Consider the following 19,588-nt stretch of genomic DNA (forward strand, 5'->3'; position numbering starts at 1 on the left):
GGAAAGCCAAGGTTAATTGAAGGTGGAATAATTATTTCTCAGCAAATGCTTTCCAATTTATATACCTTGCTTCTTCAATAGTTGGTTTTCTACCATTCTTTATAAAACTTTCTTCTATTGCTCGAACTTCAAAAAATTCTTTTGACTATCTCTCAAGGATAAATCGTTTGCACCGCCCCAATAGTCAAAATCTTTTGCTTGAACATAATCATCCTTCCACAAACAAACTTTACATATAATGTCGGTCCCATGAGGTTTCTATTCTAAAGTCTTATAACCACAACAGGGCAGGGAAACTTTTTCATTTATTTTCACCTTTTTAATGCAAATATTTCTTTAATTTTATCATAGCTTTTTAAACTAACTTGCTACCTTTAGTTCAAGAAGAAAAAAGGATCGACGCAGCGGTTAACCATCTGAAGTGAACCCGTTACTCTAAATTGAGATGGGCATACAAACAGTTAAAGTCTCTTTAAACTCATTCTTTTATCAATTTTCATTATAATATTTTCGTAAATTTCTGCTTGTTCACCTGTACATCGATCATTTTTACTTTCTGTATTAAGTAGCCTTCTTAATAGTTCCATTTCTCTATCGGTTAAATTAATTTGCATTTGTTTTTCCTCCCTTAATGTGATTATCACCACAACCAATAATATGACGGAGTAGAAAAATATAGTACGTGCAAACTTTTTACTTTTAAACATTAAGAATAGCCCTTCTCACTCGAGAGGGGCTTATTGCAAAAAGGGAGCGGATTTTTACTCTTAACAGGTTACCCTTTTGAGTCTTTTAACGAATTATCCGAAGGTGATTTTATTCGAAGCAGCAAGCGTTCAAAATTTGTTTATCTAACATATTTTCCTTCTTCAGTTAACCTGCTTCTTTAGTGCAAAAAGAAAAGCTGCCACAATGACAGCTTGATCTACAACTCTTGCACCCGTTTGTTTAAGAACAATTCTTCACATTCTTTTATTTTCATTTAGGTTTGTTCAACGAAGGCACTCATAAGTTAACTTTTTTCAATCTTACAGATCCACTTATAAAAATTTAGTAAAATAACTAACAAAATAGGGTCAACAAGTATAGAATACTTCAATTTCCACCATCCATAATTAAAGTACCCCCAAGGTTCTGGAAGTAAGGCAATTTCTTCATAAACCACCATAAATACTAACCAATATATATAATAAAGAAATTTTTTTAATAATGTGGTGTTAAAAGGATACCAATTCAAAAACATCATATTTACAGGTGGTAAAAGCATTGTAAGTGTAGGTAAACCTCTCCAATCAACATCTCGTGTAAAGTACCAATAACCGTGGTATTTTTGGTCAACAAACAAATCAGCAATAACCTGTAAAGTAATGGTAAAAAGCCAAACATGAACAATTTGATTTTTTGTAAGGAGCTTGTTAGTTTTAAATGCAACTAAATTAAAAAGAATAACGGCAATAATAAGTCCAATCATAAAAATGTCCTTTTTTAACTAATTTTCTCTTGCCAATATTCAATTATTCCATCCGTTAAACAAAAAAAGCTGCTTCGATGATGACAGCTATTAACTGAAACTCAAGCACCCGATACAATTTTTCACAAACTTGTCTTTGAAATAAAAATGTCGTTTACACAGTTACCTTAATGTAACTTTTTATTTATTAATTCAACTAAAACTTTTACAAAACATGCCAAAAAAATATAAATCGGAAAAGAATAAATATATTTCCATTTGTACATAACATAAATTCCACTCATGTGGAATAACGGTTCAATTAGAAACGATATAACAGCAGAAGTAAAGAAAAGTGCTATAAGAAAATAGGTCCATCTTTGCCCATATCTTTGATATATCAGCATAAATATTACTGGTAAATAAGTTAAATCGAATGGCACTAAAGGTGGAATAAAAGCCCAATACAAGCGAATCGGATATGCCCATGCACCATGATTGGTACCAATCATGTCAAATATAAACGAAAAGATTCCAAAAATTAAACCATAGTTTAAGATTAAATGAGTTCGCTCTTTATCAACGTTCTTTACCCAAATAATCCACATGATAATTGTTGTTAATAAAAGTAACCACCATTGCCAAGTTAAAAAGGCATTATTAGTCCAGTATTCATGAAATGACTTTATAAAATCCATCCTTTTATCTTGTACATCTTTAAATAATAGCTCTTTACCATCCATTAGTACGAACCATTCCTTATTTTATTGTTTCTGCTATTATCCCCCAATTCGTATAAATGTATTTTCTATTTCCTTATTGCACTAACCTCCCCGTTAGCTGAATAAGAAAGAGCCACCAAAAATGGCAGCTCGATCTTCAACTCTTGCAACCATAGTTCAACAAGATGTTTTATTTTGGCTGTTATCAATAAGAATGTTGTTTTAAAGGGATTTTAAAAGAGAGTAATAAAGGAATATGTGGTGAAATTCCATTAATTATTTGATACATCTTGTGTTATTCCTTTACAGCTTTTTAAAGGATACCAGTATAAATAAAAATAACACCATACCCTAGAAATCGCCTTCATTTTTTATTTTTTCAAAATTCTAGTCTATGCTAATAGTATGGAGATGGTTGAAGGAAACGTAAACAATCTCTTCATCATAAATCAATGAAATAATATCATTATTTACATCGTGTAAAACCCCTGCTATTTTTACTGGTCCATCACTGTTTATTTCGACCCATTTTAGTTTTTGATTTTCTAAAAGATTTAGTAAATTATTTGCTTTATCGTACTCAATATCTTCTGGAAATACGATATTGAATTCCTTGGTATTCTCTGTCACACTTTCTATGTGATCGTTATTATAGTAAACAACCCCATTTTCTTCAGTGAGTAGGACAAGATAATCATCATAAACATCTAATAACCTTCCAACCCCTGTTTCTTGATAACCTTGATCAATTTTGACCATTTTACCTAAAAATGACTTCATCCTACCTAAACCCATCAAAAATTTTCCCCTCTCCATAAAACAAGCTTTTTTTTATACATATGAATCCTGTACTGGGGTTGTACTAATAAAAAAGCCTCTTTTTTGGGGAGAAGATTTATGATACCTATATTCCACATAACTGCCACTTTAGCTCAATAAGAAAAAACGCTGTCGAAACAACGTTTTGTTCAACTCTTGCACCCCTAAAGCAAAGGCTTTTTCAAATCATGGAATTATTTCATATTCAACAAACAGGCCTAATTGTGGAGGAAACAGTACGAGTAAGAACACTGTTCCTAGACTGTTTTGTGAAGTGTTTCACTTAAATAATGAAGTTAAAAAAGATTGTTTTGACGAGTTTCTTTTATAATACCTTTGTATTAGCCCCATTTTATCATGCAACTAAATTTCATTATTGAATAAGCTTACTACCTCAAAGATTCTCAACCTTTCTTATTAAAATTTAATTGAATTCTATTCATGTATTAATCAATATTCCTAATAATCATAATAGAGTTATTATTAAAATAGTTTAGGAGGGAACCCATGTCTAAAGCTAATAAAAAAGGTTGGTACTTTCTTGTTGCAGTAGTAGTTGCCGTCATTATTTTTATTGTTTTTTCAAACTACATAAACCATTCAACTCTTGATGAAAGTTTAAGGCAAGCGATGAAAGATAAAGGTACAAAAATGATCTCGTATTCCCTTTATTCAAAAACTGGATCTTTAATAGGTGCAGATCCTATTTATTTAGTAAAAGGAGCAAATGGAAAACAGTATCATATAGAGGTGGACCATAATCATTTGGTGGTTTCCACGATCCAAATAAATTGAATTACAAAGGGAGCAAAATTCTTTACAACAACTACTCAGTAAAAACACTTTATCTCTGTGTATATCGAACAAGAAAAGGGCTGCCGAAGCAGACCCTATTCTTCAACATTAGCATCCTTTAGTTGAAGAATAATTTTTTATAAAAATATAATATAATTCCGCAAATTACAGTTACCCCAATAAATGTCAATACTGAAAAAGTGATAAAAGAATTGGATGTTAAAAAAGAAGATGTTGAAAAAGCAATAATTGACAATATGGAACGTTACAAATTCTTTAATGTAAAAAATGATCAAGGAAATTATATTATAATTCATATTTAGTACGTTATATTCGGATTACAAATGAAAAGATATTAGTATAGTTTAAATCCATCCTTTATGTGAATAAGGATGGATTTTTTGTATATTTACCTAAGTAATAACTCTCTAGTTAAACTAAACTTTGACGTTATTGAAACAAGCAAATGAGTTGTAGCTACGACTTTTTGTTTCGCTTAAGCACCCGTTCGTTGAAGAAAGAGCGACTTTTGATTACTTTAAATCTCCTATACTCCTTTCTTTGCTTACTGTCTGAATGTTACGGTTGCTTCTCTGACGCATTCATATCAATTCCAGGAGTATTACAGATAATAAACAAACCTGCCCTGTTTAAACAATAAAAAATGCTGCATCGATGGCAGCTGGATCTTCAATATAAGCACCCTTTCGTTTAAGTGTAATTCTTCTCAATTAAAAAAGAACCTAAAACATCACCTTTATTTAATAACGGTTTCAACTGGTGTAACCCCTTCGAATTCTTTATATTTTGTAACTATTCTAGTGATAAACCAAGTTCTTTTTCCTGTTGCTGGATTTTTCCCAAAAGTAATCTCCTTTTGTCCACTCCCAAAGTTTTTATAAGAACTTCGTAAATCATAAATGATTGTGAAAATTGGGGTCATTCCCCACTGATGTTACACTTTACTCCACAGGGGGAATGACCCTCGAACACCAAATATATTAAAGGTGAAGATTTCGACATTTCAAAATGCTATTGATTGACGTCCTATCTTCTTTTCACCTTTCGAATAAATCGTCTATCAATAAAGTAGGCCGTAAGTATTGCAGCTAAACTGATTAAACCTGGTATCCCGAAAGATTCATAGGAAAACGGACTGCCTTGGAATTTTAGATTTTTAGCACGGTATTCTATTCGCTTAGCACCATATTTAGCAGTTAGAACGTCCTCTTGCTTCGCTAAATCTTCGAGTGTAGCATCAAACATAAATCTACCTGAGTAGCCGCTGTGAATAAATTCTGGTGTCACTTTGTTACCGTTCCAATCCTTGACTTCTTCTGCAGTTAAAGACTTCGCTTCTTCCCCTGGAACAAACATTCGATCTAGCTTCGGCATATTCCACATGTGATATCGGCTAACTAGGTTAAGGTGATACTTCGTAACGATAGGCTGCTTGGCATTTGAGACGGTGTAGATTTTTGTTGTTCCTGAATTTGCATAAGTATCAAAAATGGTGGTAAGTGCCCCCTCATCCATCCCATTATACAACCATACCCCTGCGGTTTTTTTGTGCCATTGGAATGCTGTGTTGAGCGTATAAATCAATTCACTTCCATCCACATAATATGGTTCTATCTTTGGATTTTTCACGAAATGATAAGAAGGGTAATTAATCTTATTAGCTATTTTCTCCGCCATTGGTTCGCCTAATTGCTTTGAAATCACATAGAGGACGGCATCGATTCCGGAAGTAATTGCTGCTGAAGAAACAATGTTCCCGTCTACGACATAACGCAAATCTCTTCTCCACTTTGTATCAGGATATTTATTAACTTCTTGATAATCAAAACTTTTCCAGTCAGTTGTTGCTTCTTTCCCTTTTAATAGACCTGTATCCGCCAGATTTACCCCTCCAGCGCAAATACTTAACAATTCTGTATCAGAATGTTTTCGAATCCATTCCCGGACAGGTTTATACTTTATTTCGTCAGCCATAGGCATGGCGGGAATTACAATAAGATCTGGACTTTTTCCTAATAATCGATCCAGTTCATCAAAAGAATAGTGCGGAATCAGATCCAATCCCCCAGAGAGTGTTTTCATATTTTTGTCCGGAGCAACAGCATACACGTTATAAGATTCAGTCATCGCAAGCATTTCATAAGGAACCATAAAATCAAACACTTCGGTAGTCGAATTGGATAAAATCACAGCTACTGTTGGTTTTTGAGGATTATATTCCGGCACACTCACGCGTTGTAAAGCAGGGATTGGTGTTTGTCGAGTAGGATTCCAATATTCCTGATTCGTGCGAATATATCCATACACCCCCATCCCTCCAAAAAATATAAGAAACGTCATTACATAGACAACTACACGAAGTAATAACTTCATTTTGATTCTCCTCTGATTAATATTTATTTATTTTTTCACTAAGAAAAACTACCCGATCTAGATAAACACCTGCCTTTGTAAGAAAATATGATTCAAATTTTCCAGTAACATCGCCAGATTAGACCAAATTTATTGCTGTTGATTTTATTACCAAGATCCTTCATTTAATTACTTAATTGCAATTATTGTATATATACAAATATAAAACATTTTTATCCATTGTCAATACTCAATTGTTGTATTTATACAAATAATTTATATAAAAACGGCTGCCTGAAAATTAAACTTCAGTTTAATATCCAGGCAGCCGTTCTATTTTTAATGCTTAACGTTTGTCTTCTTGATAATTTCCAACAAAATAGACACACTTTCATCTACTTGCTTTCGCTTGTTTTCTGGAACTTGTTTTAATATGTCCGCAAACAACTGATGATGTTTCTCATGAGCATTCACTACTGTTTCCAAGCCTTTTCCGGTAAGTTTGATAAGTACTTCCCTTCTATTGTCCAGGTTGTGTTGCCTTTCCACCAGGCCGGATTTCACAAGTGGATCCAGTGTCCTTGTCAACGTGGAAGGATCCACACCAAGTATACCAGCCAAATCTCCGTGACGGTACGTATTGGAACCTATTTCCATTAAAAGATGCAATTGTTTTGGGGTCAGGCCTTCAACAAAAGACTTATCACCACCGAGTACACCCGACATTTTAATTATAGACAATAAGAATTCTCCAAATATTTCCTGACTCATTTTTCATCACCTGTTTATTTTATTCTATTACTGGTATAACAAAACTTTTGTATTTTTGCAATAGTTGTAACTTCCTGTGACGATGGAGAATAGGAACTGCTTACCAAGCAAATGAGTATTCGGTAAATACTTCTATCAAATTTCCTTACAGTTATTGAAACTTGTAAGTGTGATAAAATTATATAAAGTAAGGAGGTGTGGGAATGTCAAATAATATTTCCACAGTAGAGAAAGACTTTTTAGCCTACGTAAAGAAAATGACAGCATATGAAGAAGCATTGGCCTTAATTTATTGGGACTTACGTACTGGAGCACCGAAGAAAGGTGTAGAGCAACGATCGGAAGTAATGGGAACACTATCATCAGAAGTGTTTGCCATGTCAACAAGTAATGAAATTCAAGTATACATAGAAACACTTTCAAAAGAAGATGTGCATAAGGCGTTATCTGAAATTACACAGAAGCTTGTGAAGGATTATAAAAGAAAATACGATCATAATAAAAAAATCCCACCTGAAGATCATAAAGCGTATACAGTCTTAACGGCACAAGCAGAAAGCGTTTGGGAAGAAGCGAAAGAAACCAAGAATTTCAAGATGCTTCAGCCATATTTGGAGGAAATCGTGGCTTTCAAACGGAAATTTATTGAGTATTGGGGCTATAAAGGTAATAAATACAATACTCTTCTAGATTTGTACGAACCAGGAATGACAGTTGATATATTAGATGAGGTATTCGAAAAATTGCGGGGTGAAATTGTACCTCTAGTTCAACGTATTGTGGATAGCAAGCAAAAACCTACCGTTGATTTTCTGTTTCAGTATTTTCCTGAAGAAAAACAGAAGAAATTTATATTAGAGTTATTAGAACAATTGCAGTATGATTTTGAAGCCGGTCGTTTGGACACTACTATTCACCCGTTTCAAATTACGATCAATTCCAATGATGTACGGATTACAAATAAGTATGATGAAGAAGATTTCCGTTCAGCTGTTTTTGGAGCTATTCATGAATCGGGTCATGCCATTTATGAACAAAATATTTCGAAAGAGCTAACAGGAACGACTTTATCAACAGGAACATCTATGGGAATTCATGAATCTCAATCCTTATTATTTGAAAATTTTATCGCACGTCACTATCATTTCTGGCAAAAGAATTATCCGGCTTTACAGCAATATGCACCTGAACAATTCAAGAATGTTGGATTAGAGGATTTTTATCGAGCCATTAATGAATCAAAACCTTCGTTAATTCGTATCAGAGCAGACGAATTAACGTACCCTCTTCATGTAATGATACGTTATGAAATTGAGAAAGCCTTGTTCAATGATGAAATTGAAGTTGCAGACTTGCCTAAGGTGTGGAATATAAAATATAAAGAATATTTAGGCCTAGAACCAAGTCATGATGGCGAGGGTGTATTACAAGATGCGCACTGGGCTGGTGGAGACTTTGGCTATTTTCCTTCTTATGCATTAGGTTATATGTATGCAGCCCAATTTAAGCATGCGATGCTGAAGGACTTCCCCAATTATGATCAACTACTGTCGGAAGGGAATATTGAACCGATTAAACAATGGTTAAATGAACAAATTCATCAGTACGGAAAGTTGAAGGAACCATTACAATTACTACAGGATATTACAGGTGAAAGCTTAAATGTTCAATATTTAATTGACTATTTAATGGAGAAATATAATATCATTTATAGATTATAGGAATACAAAGAGGAGAAGGAGATTGATTCTCCTCTCAGGCTGTAGACAAACTCGAAGAAAATTGAGCTTGTCTACAGCTATTTATTTGTTTCCAAACTCATACCTTTATAAACAGTTCTTCCCCTTCCCTATTGTTGAAGGACATATATCACTTAACCTTTTAGTAAATGTCGGCTTTCCAGCACCAAATACCCCTTATTTAAAAACTGGGCCTTCTATATTCTTATTGAGCTAAACTGCCCCGTTAGCAGAATAAGAAAAATGGATCGCTGCAGCAATCCCAATCTTTAACTCTTGCAACCATTAGCTGAAGAATCATTTTTGAATACCTAAATGTATTTTTCTTTTTCAATAATATGAAACAATCGTTACAAGCTTGACATATTTGCAACAATACTGACATATGATTTATTAATCACATGGGAAGGAGGAGGAAGCAATGGATAATCGGATTTTCTTATTCCTTGCTACAATTTTATCTGGTTTTGCACTTATAAAAGTTCCGTTAGATGATTCATTTCTTGAAAGCGTTTCATCAGTTACAAATATCCTTGGCATTCTAACAGTTCTAGTATTCTCGCTAGTCTTAATTTATAAGGGTGTAAAAGGCTTATTCAGCAAGTAAATAGGATTAATATGGAAAGCACTCAATATGGGTGCTTTTCTCCTTTTCATTTTTACAACAATTCCACGATATTAAAAAGGGATATTTTATGAACAATTTTTTTGTCTTTTTTTCATCTTTGTTCAACTTACCTACCTGTTAGCGGAACAAGAAAAGCGACTGCCCTTTTTGAACAATCGCACCCGTTATTTTAAGAACAATCCTTCACAAACTCACAAATCGGTTGAAATAAGAAAATGGCATTACCCCGTTGTTGAAGTAATGCACTTCTTTGAAGAAACACTTAATTTTCTTACTTCTCAACCCAATACCAAATCGCTTATCTTAATCCTCCAAATCATATGATCGTGTTCTTTTTCCCAATAATCCTTTAACAAATAATTAGGGTCTCCAAATTTCTTTTTCCAGATTTTTTGTGAACTTATATATCCACTATCTAAACAAAATTCTTCTATGCCTTTACTCTGTAAAGTAAAATACATAGTATTCAATAGCAAATTCCCTACCCCCATTCTTTGGTAGTCCGGCTGAACAAATACAGTACCTACCTCAATTAGCTCTTTGAAATTGTTGTTTGTACAATGACATATGAGATCACTTGCTGGGCCATATTCAATTGAACCAATAATTTTATAATCATCTAAAGCAATTAAGAAATATCGTTCCTCACCATTGCTTTCAAAATCACATTCTAAGTATTTTTCCTTATCTTTGACTTCATCATTAATATCATTCAACTTCTCGCCTAAACCTTCTTTAATAAAAGTATCAGTAATCACTATTCTAAAAAATGAATTTAACTCTTTTATGTCCTCAATTCTTGGCCTTCTTATCTCTACGTTAAGCACCCAAAACTCCTCCTCACTCCTATTCACTTCAATACCGTACTTCAATTATCCTTCTTTAAGTATCGTGTCCGTTAGCACAATTAAAACCAGTATTGCAGCAGCTATCCCATCTTTAACATAAGCACCCGTTAGTGGAATAAGACCCTTTCCAAAAATGCAATTATGAAAATACTTAACCCATAAGCTTAAATTGACTTGTGTAGATTATTTCACTTATTTTCAATTACAACACATCATCGCTTAATCAATCCCGACAGGTCTACTTCTAATACTTTATCTTCTTTATCGTTGTAAGTAGATAACAATACAGTAATGATTCCCGATTCATTCTTCGTCTCTTTCTTATCGATAACCTCGGCGATGGTATACAATTCATCACCAGGATACACCGGTTTTATAAATTTCATATTATTCATCCCTGTTCCAGCGATGATATCATCACCATAGATACCTTGTTCAATCCAAAGCCTTACTGAAATGCTTAATGTATGTAGTCCGGAAGCGATGATTCCATCAAATCTCCCCTGCTTTGCTTTTTCTTCATCTAAATGCATATATTGAGGATCAAATTCTCCTGCAAATCTCATAATATCCGCTTTTGTCATTTTGAAGGACTTAGTTTCAAACACCTGTCCTACTGTAAACTCATCAAACTTCATAATTACACCTCTTATTTAGAAACTTTTGCACTTGTTTATATTAAGGTAGCATCAAATGCACATCAAGTTAAAAAAATACTCAAAATCCTCTAAAATCAATAGAAAAGAATACTTTTTAGGGATATATATAATTCATCTTTGCAATTGTTAATACATTATTTAACTATCTTGTTTCGTAAGTTCAATAAGAAAAAAAGACGCTGCTGCAGCAACCTCTTGTTTAACTCTTACACCCGTTACTTTAAGTACAATTCCTCACAATCTTTAACTCGTCAGGTTAATGTAGTTTTAAAATAGACTTACAAAAATCATGAGAATATCCTAAATTTAAAAAGGAATAAACCCGTTTCCCTCGGTTTATTCCTTTTTTTATTAATCTGAAAATTTCTTATTGAAGCGGTCGAGAAATATCACTTAACGCATCCCCTGCTTCATTTATATGAATGTCAACTGTTGCCAGGTCACCAATAGCACAAATGCCAACCAATTCTCCATTTTGGACCACAGGGATACGGCGGATTTGATTATCAGACATCAAACGAGCACAATCATGTGCATCTGTATCCGGAGAACAGGTAATTACATCTGAAGTCATAACATCATGGCAATGGATTGAGCTACAGTCTTTTCCATCAGCAACACAATTAAGGACAATATCGCGGTCAGTTATCAATCCCACCACTTTTTTACCCTCACAAACCGGTACGGAACCACAATTAATATCACGCATAATTTTTGCTGCGGCTGTCACTGGCTCATGCGGTGTACATACCTTTACATTTTTTGACATTATATCATGTACTTTTGTCATTTTTCCTTTCCTCCCTTTTCGGTTAAAATCATTTGTCTAATGTATTTTCTCCATTCAGAATTAAAATATTACTTACCTAAATTTTAGGGAGGCATTTGAACTAAGGGACATTGTTGACTTAACCTGCTTCGTTAGTACGATAAAAAATAGCCACCAAAATGGCAGCTTGAACTTTAAGTTTTACACCCTATAGTTTAAGTACAATATTTCACAAACATTCTCATTGTTGTAAGAAAAAGGCACCTTTATCTTGAAGAATCGAACCAACTGCAGAAACAGTCCATTCGTTGTTGACTAAAGCAAAGCATTTCGTGTCATTTCTTTCTATTAAAGAAATCAACCAGAGTTTTAACAAAACATGCCAACATAATGTAAATAACAAAGGAGTATATAGACCTCCAATTGTATATAACATAAATACCCATCCATTTAAATAACGGCTCAATGAGAAATGATATACATGCGGAAGTAATTGAAACTGCTATAAGGAAATAAGTCCATTTTTGACCCTATTTTTGGTATATCAGCATAAAAATTACAGGTATAAAAGACATATCGAATGGAACCAAAGGGGGAATAAAAGCCCAATATAAACGAATTGGATATGCCCATAATCCATAGTTCTGTCCAACCATATCAAGTAAAAGTGAAATAAATGCTAAAATTAAGCCATAGTTCAATATCAATTGAATTTGATTTTTATTAACTTTTTCCACCATAAAATCCACATAAAGATTGTTGCTAAAACCAGAATCCACCATTGCCATGTTAGAAAGGCATGTTCAGTCCAATATTCATGATATGACTCCAAAAATTTCAACCTTTTATCTTGGACAGCTTTAAATTCATTCATCGAAACAGTTACCCCAATCTTTACATCATATATCACAAATGGATTAATTATTAAAGTTTCTTATTACCAAGTTCATTTATTATATTTTAGCGTTGCTTGTTGCACTAACCTGCCCCGTTAGCTGAATAAGAAAAAGCCACCAAGTATTTTTGGCGGCTGGATCGTCAACTCTTGACCCATAAGCTTAAAAAGAAACTTAGAATAAATAGGAGGTAAAAACGTTCTTTAGTTAATAAAAGTATGATATAACAAAAATAAATTAAGACTTATAATAAGTACGGCAATTATCCACGCACAGATCGATGTTACTAAATGGTTTACAAGTTTCCCCATTAGTTTTTTGTTACTTGTAAACATTATTAAAGGTATTAAAGCAAAAGCAATTCCAAAAGAGAGAACGACTTGACTTATAACAAGAGCTTTAGAAGGATTAATTCCCATTAGAATTATTCCTAACGGCGGTATCATTGTTATAAATCGTCTCAAATAAATAGGTATGCGTCGTTTAATAAAGCCTTGCATAATGATGTCACCCGACATAGTACCAACTGAAGAACTCGATAATCCTGCGGATAACAATCCAATTCCAAAACATATTGCCACAAAGGGTCCAAGTATTTTTCCAAATTCATTAAAAGCAACTTCTAAATCACTTACATTAAGTCCGTTTTTATTAAATAATGCCGCTGAGACGATTAACATACTCGCGTTTATCCCACCTGCAATAATCATCGCAATAATGACATCTACAAACTCATATTTAAAAATCTTTCTCCGTTCTTCTTCAGTTTCTCCGACAATTCTATTTTGTGTTAAGGCAGAATGCAGATAAATGGCATGTGGCATCACTGTTGCTCCCAGCATCCCAGCCCCTAATAAAACGCTATCAACATCCTGAAATTTGAGCGTAAAAAGACCAGAGAGAATTGCCGTTGCATCTGGTGCTGCATAGAAAACTTGAACCCCAAAAACAATTACAACAATAAAAATCATAGCTGTAATAACAGCTTCTAACGGACGCATTCCTCGCCTTTGAATCTCCAAAATGACGAATGAACCAATGGCTGCAATAATAGCAGCGAAAACAAGTGGGATATCAAAGAGCAAATAGATTCCAAGCGATGCACCAATAAATTCTGCCAGATCTGTTGCCATAACGACAAGTTCAGCTTGTATCCATAAAAGTATGGAAGTCTTCTTTGAAAATTTTTCTCGGCAAACTTCAGGGAGGTTTTTACCTGTTGCAATCCCTAACTTGGCAGACATCGTTTGAATCAAAACAGCCATTAAATTAGAAACTAAAATGACCCATAATAATGTGTATCCATACTTAGACCCTGCCGAAATGTTTGTTGCATAATTACCTGGATCGATATATGCCACAGCAGCAATAAAGGCAGGACCTAAAAAAGGAAGCAATCTTTTAATTCCATTAGAATCTCCTTTTATAGGAGAATTAGAAGTTCTATTCAAAGAGTTAGACAATTTTTGGGTCCAACCTCCTTCTTTTATCCGAACTTATAGTTTATTTTCAGTAAACTTTTTTTCGCTAATGTTTTTAGGGGTCTCAGGTTGCAAACCCGACATAATAAAGTTATTGGGCTTTCTAATTGATTAGATACCAACAATAATAAATACAGTATTTAAAGATATCAGAGTAGTATTTTTCCCAAAATTTTTTCATTATCGGCACCACTATTTTAGTTTGCTTTCTTTTTAACAGGCTATGCTATTTAAGATTCTTCTTCAACAAACCTGCCCCTTTAGTTGAATAAGGAAAAGCGTCTCCACTTATTGTAGAAACAGCACCTTTAGTTCAATTAGCGAGATGAATAAGTTATAAAAAGTGACCTGCATTATTAATGACTTATTTCCTCATCATCTAAACTTAGAGGTGAAGCACATAGATTAATAAATAATATGTAAACTGGATACAGAATGACAGACCCATAAATCAGAAGACTAAATCTCGGAAAAAGTGTTACTCCTGAATTAATAGGAATTACAACAGTGAAAAAAGAGAAAAAAAGGATAAAAAATGGTACCCACAAAATGAGTGACCAATAGTTGTTTTTTCTAACTATAGTCCATTTTTTTGTTAAACAAATGAATAAAATCGTTGAAAGTAGAACTCCAATTACATTAATAGCAGCAATTACAATGTAAACATTTTCCCATTCCCAGCCAGTTAACCTACTAATTTGAGATACATTTATTATGAGTTCGATTGCTATGAACAACGCTAAAGCGTATATGGCACTAATAGTATTTAACTTTATAAAAAACTTCATCATATACCTCCTTAATTAAGAAACAGCATTTAACACCTCTGAGTTAAGTTCTTTATTCAATTATAATCCTTCTTAATGTGACCTGCCCGTTAGCACAAAAAGAAAAGCTGCCTAAAATGGCAGCTGGATCTTCAACTCTTGCACCCGTTAGCTTAAGTACAATTCTTCACAATCCCGTAGCATTGAATATTAAGGTGCGTTATTGGATGCCCTGCTGTTTACGGCGTTAGTGCGTGCATGAACAGAACTCCACTACATAAAATCCAAAATGTACCTTTTGACTTGCAGCAAAAAACCTGAATTAGCTCAATAAAATATATAAAAGGCATGAGAATTTACCATGCCTTTATAACCTATTTCTTTAAATGATAAGGTACTGTTGTAATCACAACATCTTTATGTCTATATAACCATAATCGAAGTAATAAAGCCGTTTGATTGTGCAATAAGTTATGCCACCATTTCTTAGGAATAAATTGAGGTATAACAACTTGAATTTGTGATTTAAATTCTTCTTTTTCTTCAATTAACTTAATTAATCTCGAAAAAGGCTCTAAGACCGATCTATATTTGCTCTTCAACGTTACCAGTCTGCATGGATTTCCCCATTCCTCCCATTTTGCCTCCATCCTTTTCATCGCGTCATCATCAAAACCTACATATACAGCTATTAAGTTATCCTGTGATAAACCTAAAGCAAAAGATAAAGTGTTATGCACTACCCGATGTACTCCTGAAACAAGAACAATTGTAATAACCCTATTTCCTTTAGGCTTTAGAGTGTTAATATCAATCTTTAACTCATCTGCAATGTTTTGATAATGATGGTGAATGGCCAATGAAGCGAATATGATTAGTGGTATCACTATTAATACAACCCATGCTCCACTTGTAAATTTGGTAACTCCAAAAATGACAGCAACAATGGTGGTGATTACTGCACCCACTGTATTAATCGCTAATTTTATTTTCCAATTTGCTCCTTTTACTCGCTTCCAACGTTTCATTAATCCAAATTGGGCCACTGTAAAGGACAAGAAAACGCCAATTGCATATAACGGAATCAACGAATTCGTATGTGCATGGAATGCGATAATCAATAAACTAGCTGTCGCTGCCAAAGTAATAATTCCATTAGAGTATCCTAAACGATCTCCTCTGTTTGACAGCCCGCGAGGCAAAAATCCGTCAGCAGCTACGATGGCCGCTAATTGCGAAAAACCAGTAAACGTCGAATTGGCTGCAAGAATTAGTACAATAAAAGTAAACCAAATTATAATTTGATACACTACTCCATGTCCAAAATACTCCTGAGTTAAGGAAGGGGTTGATGACCAAGAGCTCGCCATTTTGGTGGACTTGATTTACATGCTAAAATGACCAAAATGATGATTAGTATTACAAACGGTCTTGACTTCACAAAAAAGCAGGCAAATATTTAGTTACAAACGCATTGAATCAATTAATTTGATGCGTTTTGTTATTTTAAGGATAGGCTTATGAATAAGTTAAAAAACACTCACTTTTAGTGAGTGCCTATTAATAATAATAAATTCGAATAAAATCTAGAATTAGTTTTTTCTCTTCTATTAAAAACAACAAGGATGATGATGTTTCATTCCTTTAAGGTCTAATTTATAATTACTTATCCAATTAATATTTTTTCTTCAGCATATTTTATTTTTCCTTCTTTCTTATTTAACATAAGAGCGAAAGCCATGGTTAACGGTCCAAGCCTTCCAATAAACATCATCATTGTTATTAAAAGTCTTCCCAGAGGTGTAAGGGTCCCTGTTAATCCTTCAGATAAACCGACTGTTCCAAAGGCTGAAATCGTTTCAAACAGGATTTTATTCATATCTGCTTTTTCCGTAAAAGTTAATAAAAAGAAAATGGTAAAGATAAAAATCATTGCAGTTACTGCTATGGACAGTGATTTATTCACTAATTGCCATGGAATCCTTCTTTTAAAAACATTCACATTATCTTGGTTTGTAAGAACTGTCCAAAAAGCAAGAAGGATAATAGCAAAGGTTGTTACTTTGATTCCTCCGCCTGTGGAACCAGATGATGCCCCAATGAACATTAAAACCATAGTAAACACCTGAGATGATAAAGTCATTTTTCCATAATCAATGGTATTAAAACCTGCTGTGCGAGGCACTACCCCTTGAAAATAAGATGCCCATAATTTATCCCCTAAGCTAAGCTTTCCAATAGTTGCAGGATTGTGAAACTCAGATACAAAAATGATCATTGTACCTAATATGTTAAGAATAAAGGTCATTAGTAAAGCTACTTTAGAATGCAGGGATAATTTTCGAAATGATTTCTTTTGCCAAGTATCCATTATTACAGTAAAACCAATACCGCCAATCATAAATAAAAAAGTAATGACTAAATTTATAGTTGGGTCACCTACCCATTTACTTAAACTATCAGGTTCGAGACCAAATCCTGCATTATTAAATGCGGAAATAGAATGAAAAATGCCATAATAAACTGCTTTCCCTATTGGCATTTCATAGGACCAGCGAATGGCCAGAATGATTGCTCCAATTGCTTCTACAACCAATGTAATTTTGATTATTCGAACCACCAGGTTCACTACTCCCGAAAGAGTCAATACATTTAATGAATCCTGTAAAAGCAGCCTCTCTTTCAAGCCAATTTTCTTTCCTAATATGATAAACATAAATATACCGATTGTCATAAATCCCCAACCGCCGAACTGGATTAAAAAAAGAAGAACAATTTGTCCAAATAAAGTAAAGGTTGTTCCTGTATCAACAACCGCCAATCCTGTCACACATACTGCAGATGTTGCCTCAAACAAAGCATCAATGAAATTAAGCCCTCTTCCTTCTTCCACCGTCGAAAATGGCAGCATTAAGAGGAGAGTACCAGCTAATATAAGACTGCCAAACCCTATAACAAGAATTTGGGCAGGATGTAATTTAATTAGATCACCTTTTCGTTTAAAGGCACCCACCTTTTATCCCCCTTTATTAAGGTTTTCCACTAACCTGTTCAAAATTGCTTTATCCATTTTTTTATTAATTTAATTAACTGATATGGGAGAATTTCTGTAAGTCTTCATTTTCTCCAATTACAATCAAGATGTCATCCGATTTTAGCGGGGTTTCCGGATTTGGCAAGATATCAATTTTATTTTTATTTTTTATGCCGATGACGGTTATATTATAATTTGCCCTCATATTGATTTCGCGGAGGTTTTGTCCATTCATACTTGCAGGTACTTTAATTTCTTCAATACTATAGTCATCTGCCAGTTCAATGAAATTTAAAACGTTTGGAGATGACATTAACTGATGTGCAAGCCTTTCTCCCATGTCTTTCTCAGGATAAATCACACGATCCGCTCCTACTTTATCCAAAACTTGTCCATGACTTTTATTTATAGCCTTTGCCACAACATGCTTAACTCCTAATTCTTTAAGTAGGAGTACGGATAAAATGCTTGCTTGAAGATCATCGCCAATCGCTACAATGACAGTATCAAAATTTCGTATCCCTACATTTTTTAGGGTCGATACATCGGTCGTATCCCCTATAACTGCATGTGTGACGGAGTCCTGATTATCCTCAATGTTTTCTTCCTTTTTATCAATAGCTAGTACTTCATTTCCTTCTTTAAATAAGGCAGCAGCAACACTTGAACCAAACCTGCCCATTCCAATGACTGCATATTGTTTTTGCATCTTAAAACCTCCTGCTGTATCTCCTAAAACTAATTAATGTAATCCAATAAAAAATACCACTCAATAAGTTGGTTCCAGTTTGTATATGTACATTCTGAATTTTATTCCTTGACTTATCTTTAAAATCTGCTGTCATTCACAAATTAGCCAAGGAAAATTATAGATGCCTCATGTAATATTTTCTTAATTAATTATTCAAAAAAAAAAGCCACCCACAGGTGGATTTAATATGCCTCATCCATTTCTTTAAAACCATTTTCATTATTGATCATAATTGGAAGGCATTGTGTAATACTTTTAGAGTTGGCTAAAACAATCCTTATTATTAAAGTATAAAGAAGAGATCCCCTATCTTTTCGAATACTCTCAGGGATATAAAATGTAAAAGGAATGGTTTCTGATTTATTAGGTAAACTAGAATAAGAAAATAAAACCGTATGGCTATTGATTGTTTCTTCTTCATGAGAATTTGGATCTTTTTTAATTAAATCAATATCATACCTTTTCACTTTATTTTTAATAAGACCACCCTTAAGCTCAATGGAACCGTTTATATTAGTACCAACCCCATAAACTTTTTTGTCAAGCTGGATAGTTGCTTTTGGTACAACTAGATTCATTTTCATCATATAGCCATTCAACATCCGTATCATCACCCGTTTTGTATTTATTCACAAAAAAAATAGACCAATATTTACTTTTTCCCAAGATGGAACAAAACCATATATTCCCGGCATAGATCTGAATTAACAGAAAGCCAAAAAAAAATGTACTTCCATTACATAGGCGAAAAAGTAACATTTGTCTACTTAACACCTAGCCAGCAACTTTGCTCTCTTAGTGTTCCGTCTCCCATGTATCTTTCTCAAAAATAGGCACAAAAAAAAGACCTACTTTAACTTCAAGCTGCTCCTATGCTTCAATTTGTCCAATGAAACAAAAAAGCCCCCTGAATAGGCGGTCACAGACCTCCTTCGCTTTAGCCGACGAAGTTAGCTGACGGGTAGGATGGCGAAAGAGAATATTCTCATCCTTTCTACAGTAATAGAATTAACCCCCAAAAATTGGTTCCTCCGTTCCCAAATGTCGAGATTAGGCCGAACTATTTAATTAGATGTTCAATATGAG

At 33.8% G+C, this 19,588-nt stretch carries 19 protein-coding genes, 1 pseudogene and 1 riboswitch; of the genes and pseudogenes, 3 read left to right on the plus strand and 17 right to left on the minus strand.

Annotated elements, in window-relative coordinates; genetic code table 11:
* Window positions 1-31: 31 nt before the first annotated feature.
* The 5 genes and pseudogenes from ACFQZ9_RS02385 to ACFQZ9_RS02405 all read right to left on the minus strand — a co-directional run bounded on the left by ACFQZ9_RS02385 (window position 32) and on the right by ACFQZ9_RS02405 (window position 2,967).
* Window positions 32-309 (minus strand): annotated as a pseudogene (locus ACFQZ9_RS02385) (CPCC family cysteine-rich protein).
* Between the two features lie 152 nt (window positions 310-461).
* Entirely contained in the window at window positions 462-614 is a 153-nt protein-coding gene (locus tag ACFQZ9_RS02390) for a hypothetical protein (RefSeq protein ID WP_165976420.1), read from the minus strand.
* Window positions 615-1,012: 398 nt separating this feature from the next.
* On the minus strand, window positions 1,013-1,471 hold the full coding sequence (locus ACFQZ9_RS02395; protein ID WP_498942154.1) for a hypothetical protein: 459 nt from the start codon (window positions 1,469-1,471) through the stop codon (window positions 1,013-1,015).
* A 167-nt stretch (window positions 1,472-1,638) separates the two neighbouring features.
* On the minus strand, window positions 1,639-2,193 hold the full coding sequence (locus ACFQZ9_RS02400) for a CBO0543 family protein (RefSeq protein ID WP_498942155.1): 555 nt from the start codon (window positions 2,191-2,193) through the stop codon (window positions 1,639-1,641).
* 366 nt (window positions 2,194-2,559) lie between these two features.
* Window positions 2,560-2,967: a hypothetical protein gene (locus ACFQZ9_RS02405; protein ID WP_498942156.1), complete on the minus strand. Its 408-nt coding sequence runs from the start codon at window positions 2,965-2,967 to the stop codon at window positions 2,560-2,562.
* Window positions 2,968-3,498: 531 nt separating this feature from the next.
* On the opposite strand from ACFQZ9_RS02405, the gene ACFQZ9_RS02410 reads away from it, so the two are divergent.
* Window positions 3,499-3,786, plus strand: coding sequence for a hypothetical protein (locus ACFQZ9_RS02410; RefSeq protein WP_498942157.1), 288 nt, complete (start codon window positions 3,499-3,501; stop codon window positions 3,784-3,786).
* A gap of 1,047 nt (window positions 3,787-4,833) precedes the next feature.
* Here the strand turns inward: ACFQZ9_RS02410 and ACFQZ9_RS02415 are convergent.
* A complete protein-coding gene (locus ACFQZ9_RS02415) occupies window positions 4,834-6,180 on the minus strand; it encodes a type 1 glutamine amidotransferase family protein (RefSeq protein ID WP_498942158.1) in 1,347 nt (448 codons plus the stop codon).
* A gap of 318 nt (window positions 6,181-6,498) precedes the next feature.
* On the minus strand, window positions 6,499-6,900 hold the full coding sequence (locus ACFQZ9_RS02420; RefSeq protein WP_498942159.1) for a MarR family winged helix-turn-helix transcriptional regulator: 402 nt from the start codon (window positions 6,898-6,900) through the stop codon (window positions 6,499-6,501).
* Window positions 6,901-7,133: 233 nt separating this feature from the next.
* Here ACFQZ9_RS02420 and ACFQZ9_RS02425 point away from each other — a divergent pair, with 233 nt between their 5' ends.
* Both ACFQZ9_RS02425 and ACFQZ9_RS02430 read left to right on the plus strand, forming a co-directional pair.
* Window positions 7,134-8,651: a carboxypeptidase M32 gene (locus ACFQZ9_RS02425; protein ID WP_498942160.1), complete on the plus strand. Its 1,518-nt coding sequence runs from the start codon at window positions 7,134-7,136 to the stop codon at window positions 8,649-8,651.
* A gap of 439 nt (window positions 8,652-9,090) precedes the next feature.
* Window positions 9,091-9,276: a hypothetical protein gene (locus ACFQZ9_RS02430; RefSeq protein ID WP_498942161.1), complete on the plus strand. Its 186-nt coding sequence runs from the start codon at window positions 9,091-9,093 to the stop codon at window positions 9,274-9,276.
* 299 nt (window positions 9,277-9,575) lie between these two features.
* On the opposite strand, the gene ACFQZ9_RS02435 is transcribed toward ACFQZ9_RS02430, so the two are convergent.
* The 10 genes from ACFQZ9_RS02435 to ACFQZ9_RS02480 all read right to left on the minus strand — a co-directional run bounded on the left by ACFQZ9_RS02435 (window position 9,576) and on the right by ACFQZ9_RS02480 (window position 19,104).
* Entirely contained in the window at window positions 9,576-10,124 is a 549-nt protein-coding gene (locus ACFQZ9_RS02435) for a GNAT family N-acetyltransferase (RefSeq protein WP_498942162.1), read from the minus strand.
* A 233-nt stretch (window positions 10,125-10,357) separates the two neighbouring features.
* The gene (locus ACFQZ9_RS02440; protein ID WP_027323078.1) at window positions 10,358-10,783 is read right to left on the minus strand and encodes a MaoC family dehydratase; all 426 of its coding nucleotides are present in this window, start codon (window positions 10,781-10,783) and stop codon (window positions 10,358-10,360) included.
* Between the two features lie 388 nt (window positions 10,784-11,171).
* The gene (locus tag ACFQZ9_RS02445; RefSeq protein ID WP_498942163.1) at window positions 11,172-11,594 is read right to left on the minus strand and encodes a CBS domain-containing protein; all 423 of its coding nucleotides are present in this window, start codon (window positions 11,592-11,594) and stop codon (window positions 11,172-11,174) included.
* 509 nt (window positions 11,595-12,103) lie between these two features.
* Window positions 12,104-12,361 carry a CBO0543 family protein gene (locus ACFQZ9_RS02450; protein WP_498942164.1) on the minus strand — a complete coding sequence of 86 codons (258 nt, stop codon included), beginning with the start codon at window positions 12,359-12,361 and terminating at the stop codon, window positions 12,104-12,106.
* A 311-nt stretch (window positions 12,362-12,672) separates the two neighbouring features.
* Entirely contained in the window at window positions 12,673-13,932 is a 1,260-nt protein-coding gene (locus ACFQZ9_RS02455) for a divalent metal cation transporter (RefSeq protein WP_498942165.1), read from the minus strand.
* Window positions 13,933-14,306: 374 nt separating this feature from the next.
* Window positions 14,307-14,738 carry a hypothetical protein gene (locus ACFQZ9_RS02460; RefSeq protein WP_498942166.1) on the minus strand — a complete coding sequence of 144 codons (432 nt, stop codon included), beginning with the start codon at window positions 14,736-14,738 and terminating at the stop codon, window positions 14,307-14,309.
* A 353-nt stretch (window positions 14,739-15,091) separates the two neighbouring features.
* Entirely contained in the window at window positions 15,092-16,087 is a 996-nt protein-coding gene (locus tag ACFQZ9_RS02465) for an APC family permease (RefSeq protein WP_498942167.1), read from the minus strand.
* Between the two features lie 296 nt (window positions 16,088-16,383).
* Window positions 16,384-17,730 (minus strand): TrkH family potassium uptake protein, encoded by a 1,347-nt coding sequence (locus ACFQZ9_RS02470; RefSeq protein WP_498942168.1) that lies wholly within the window; start codon window positions 17,728-17,730, stop codon window positions 16,384-16,386.
* 73 nt (window positions 17,731-17,803) lie between these two features.
* Entirely contained in the window at window positions 17,804-18,460 is a 657-nt protein-coding gene (locus ACFQZ9_RS02475) for a potassium channel family protein (protein ID WP_133338322.1), read from the minus strand.
* Between the two features lie 224 nt (window positions 18,461-18,684).
* Entirely contained in the window at window positions 18,685-19,104 is a 420-nt protein-coding gene (locus ACFQZ9_RS02480) for a hypothetical protein (protein ID WP_498942169.1), read from the minus strand.
* Between the two features lie 322 nt (window positions 19,105-19,426).
* Window positions 19,427-19,569, minus strand: a riboswitch (cyclic di-AMP (ydaO/yuaA leader).
* Window positions 19,570-19,588 lie beyond the last annotated feature (19 nt).

Source organism: Neobacillus sp. GCM10027624 (genome assembly GCF_042675345.1).
In the GTDB taxonomy this organism is placed as follows: domain Bacteria; phylum Bacillota; class Bacilli; order Bacillales; family Cytobacillaceae; genus Neobacillus; species Neobacillus cucumis_D.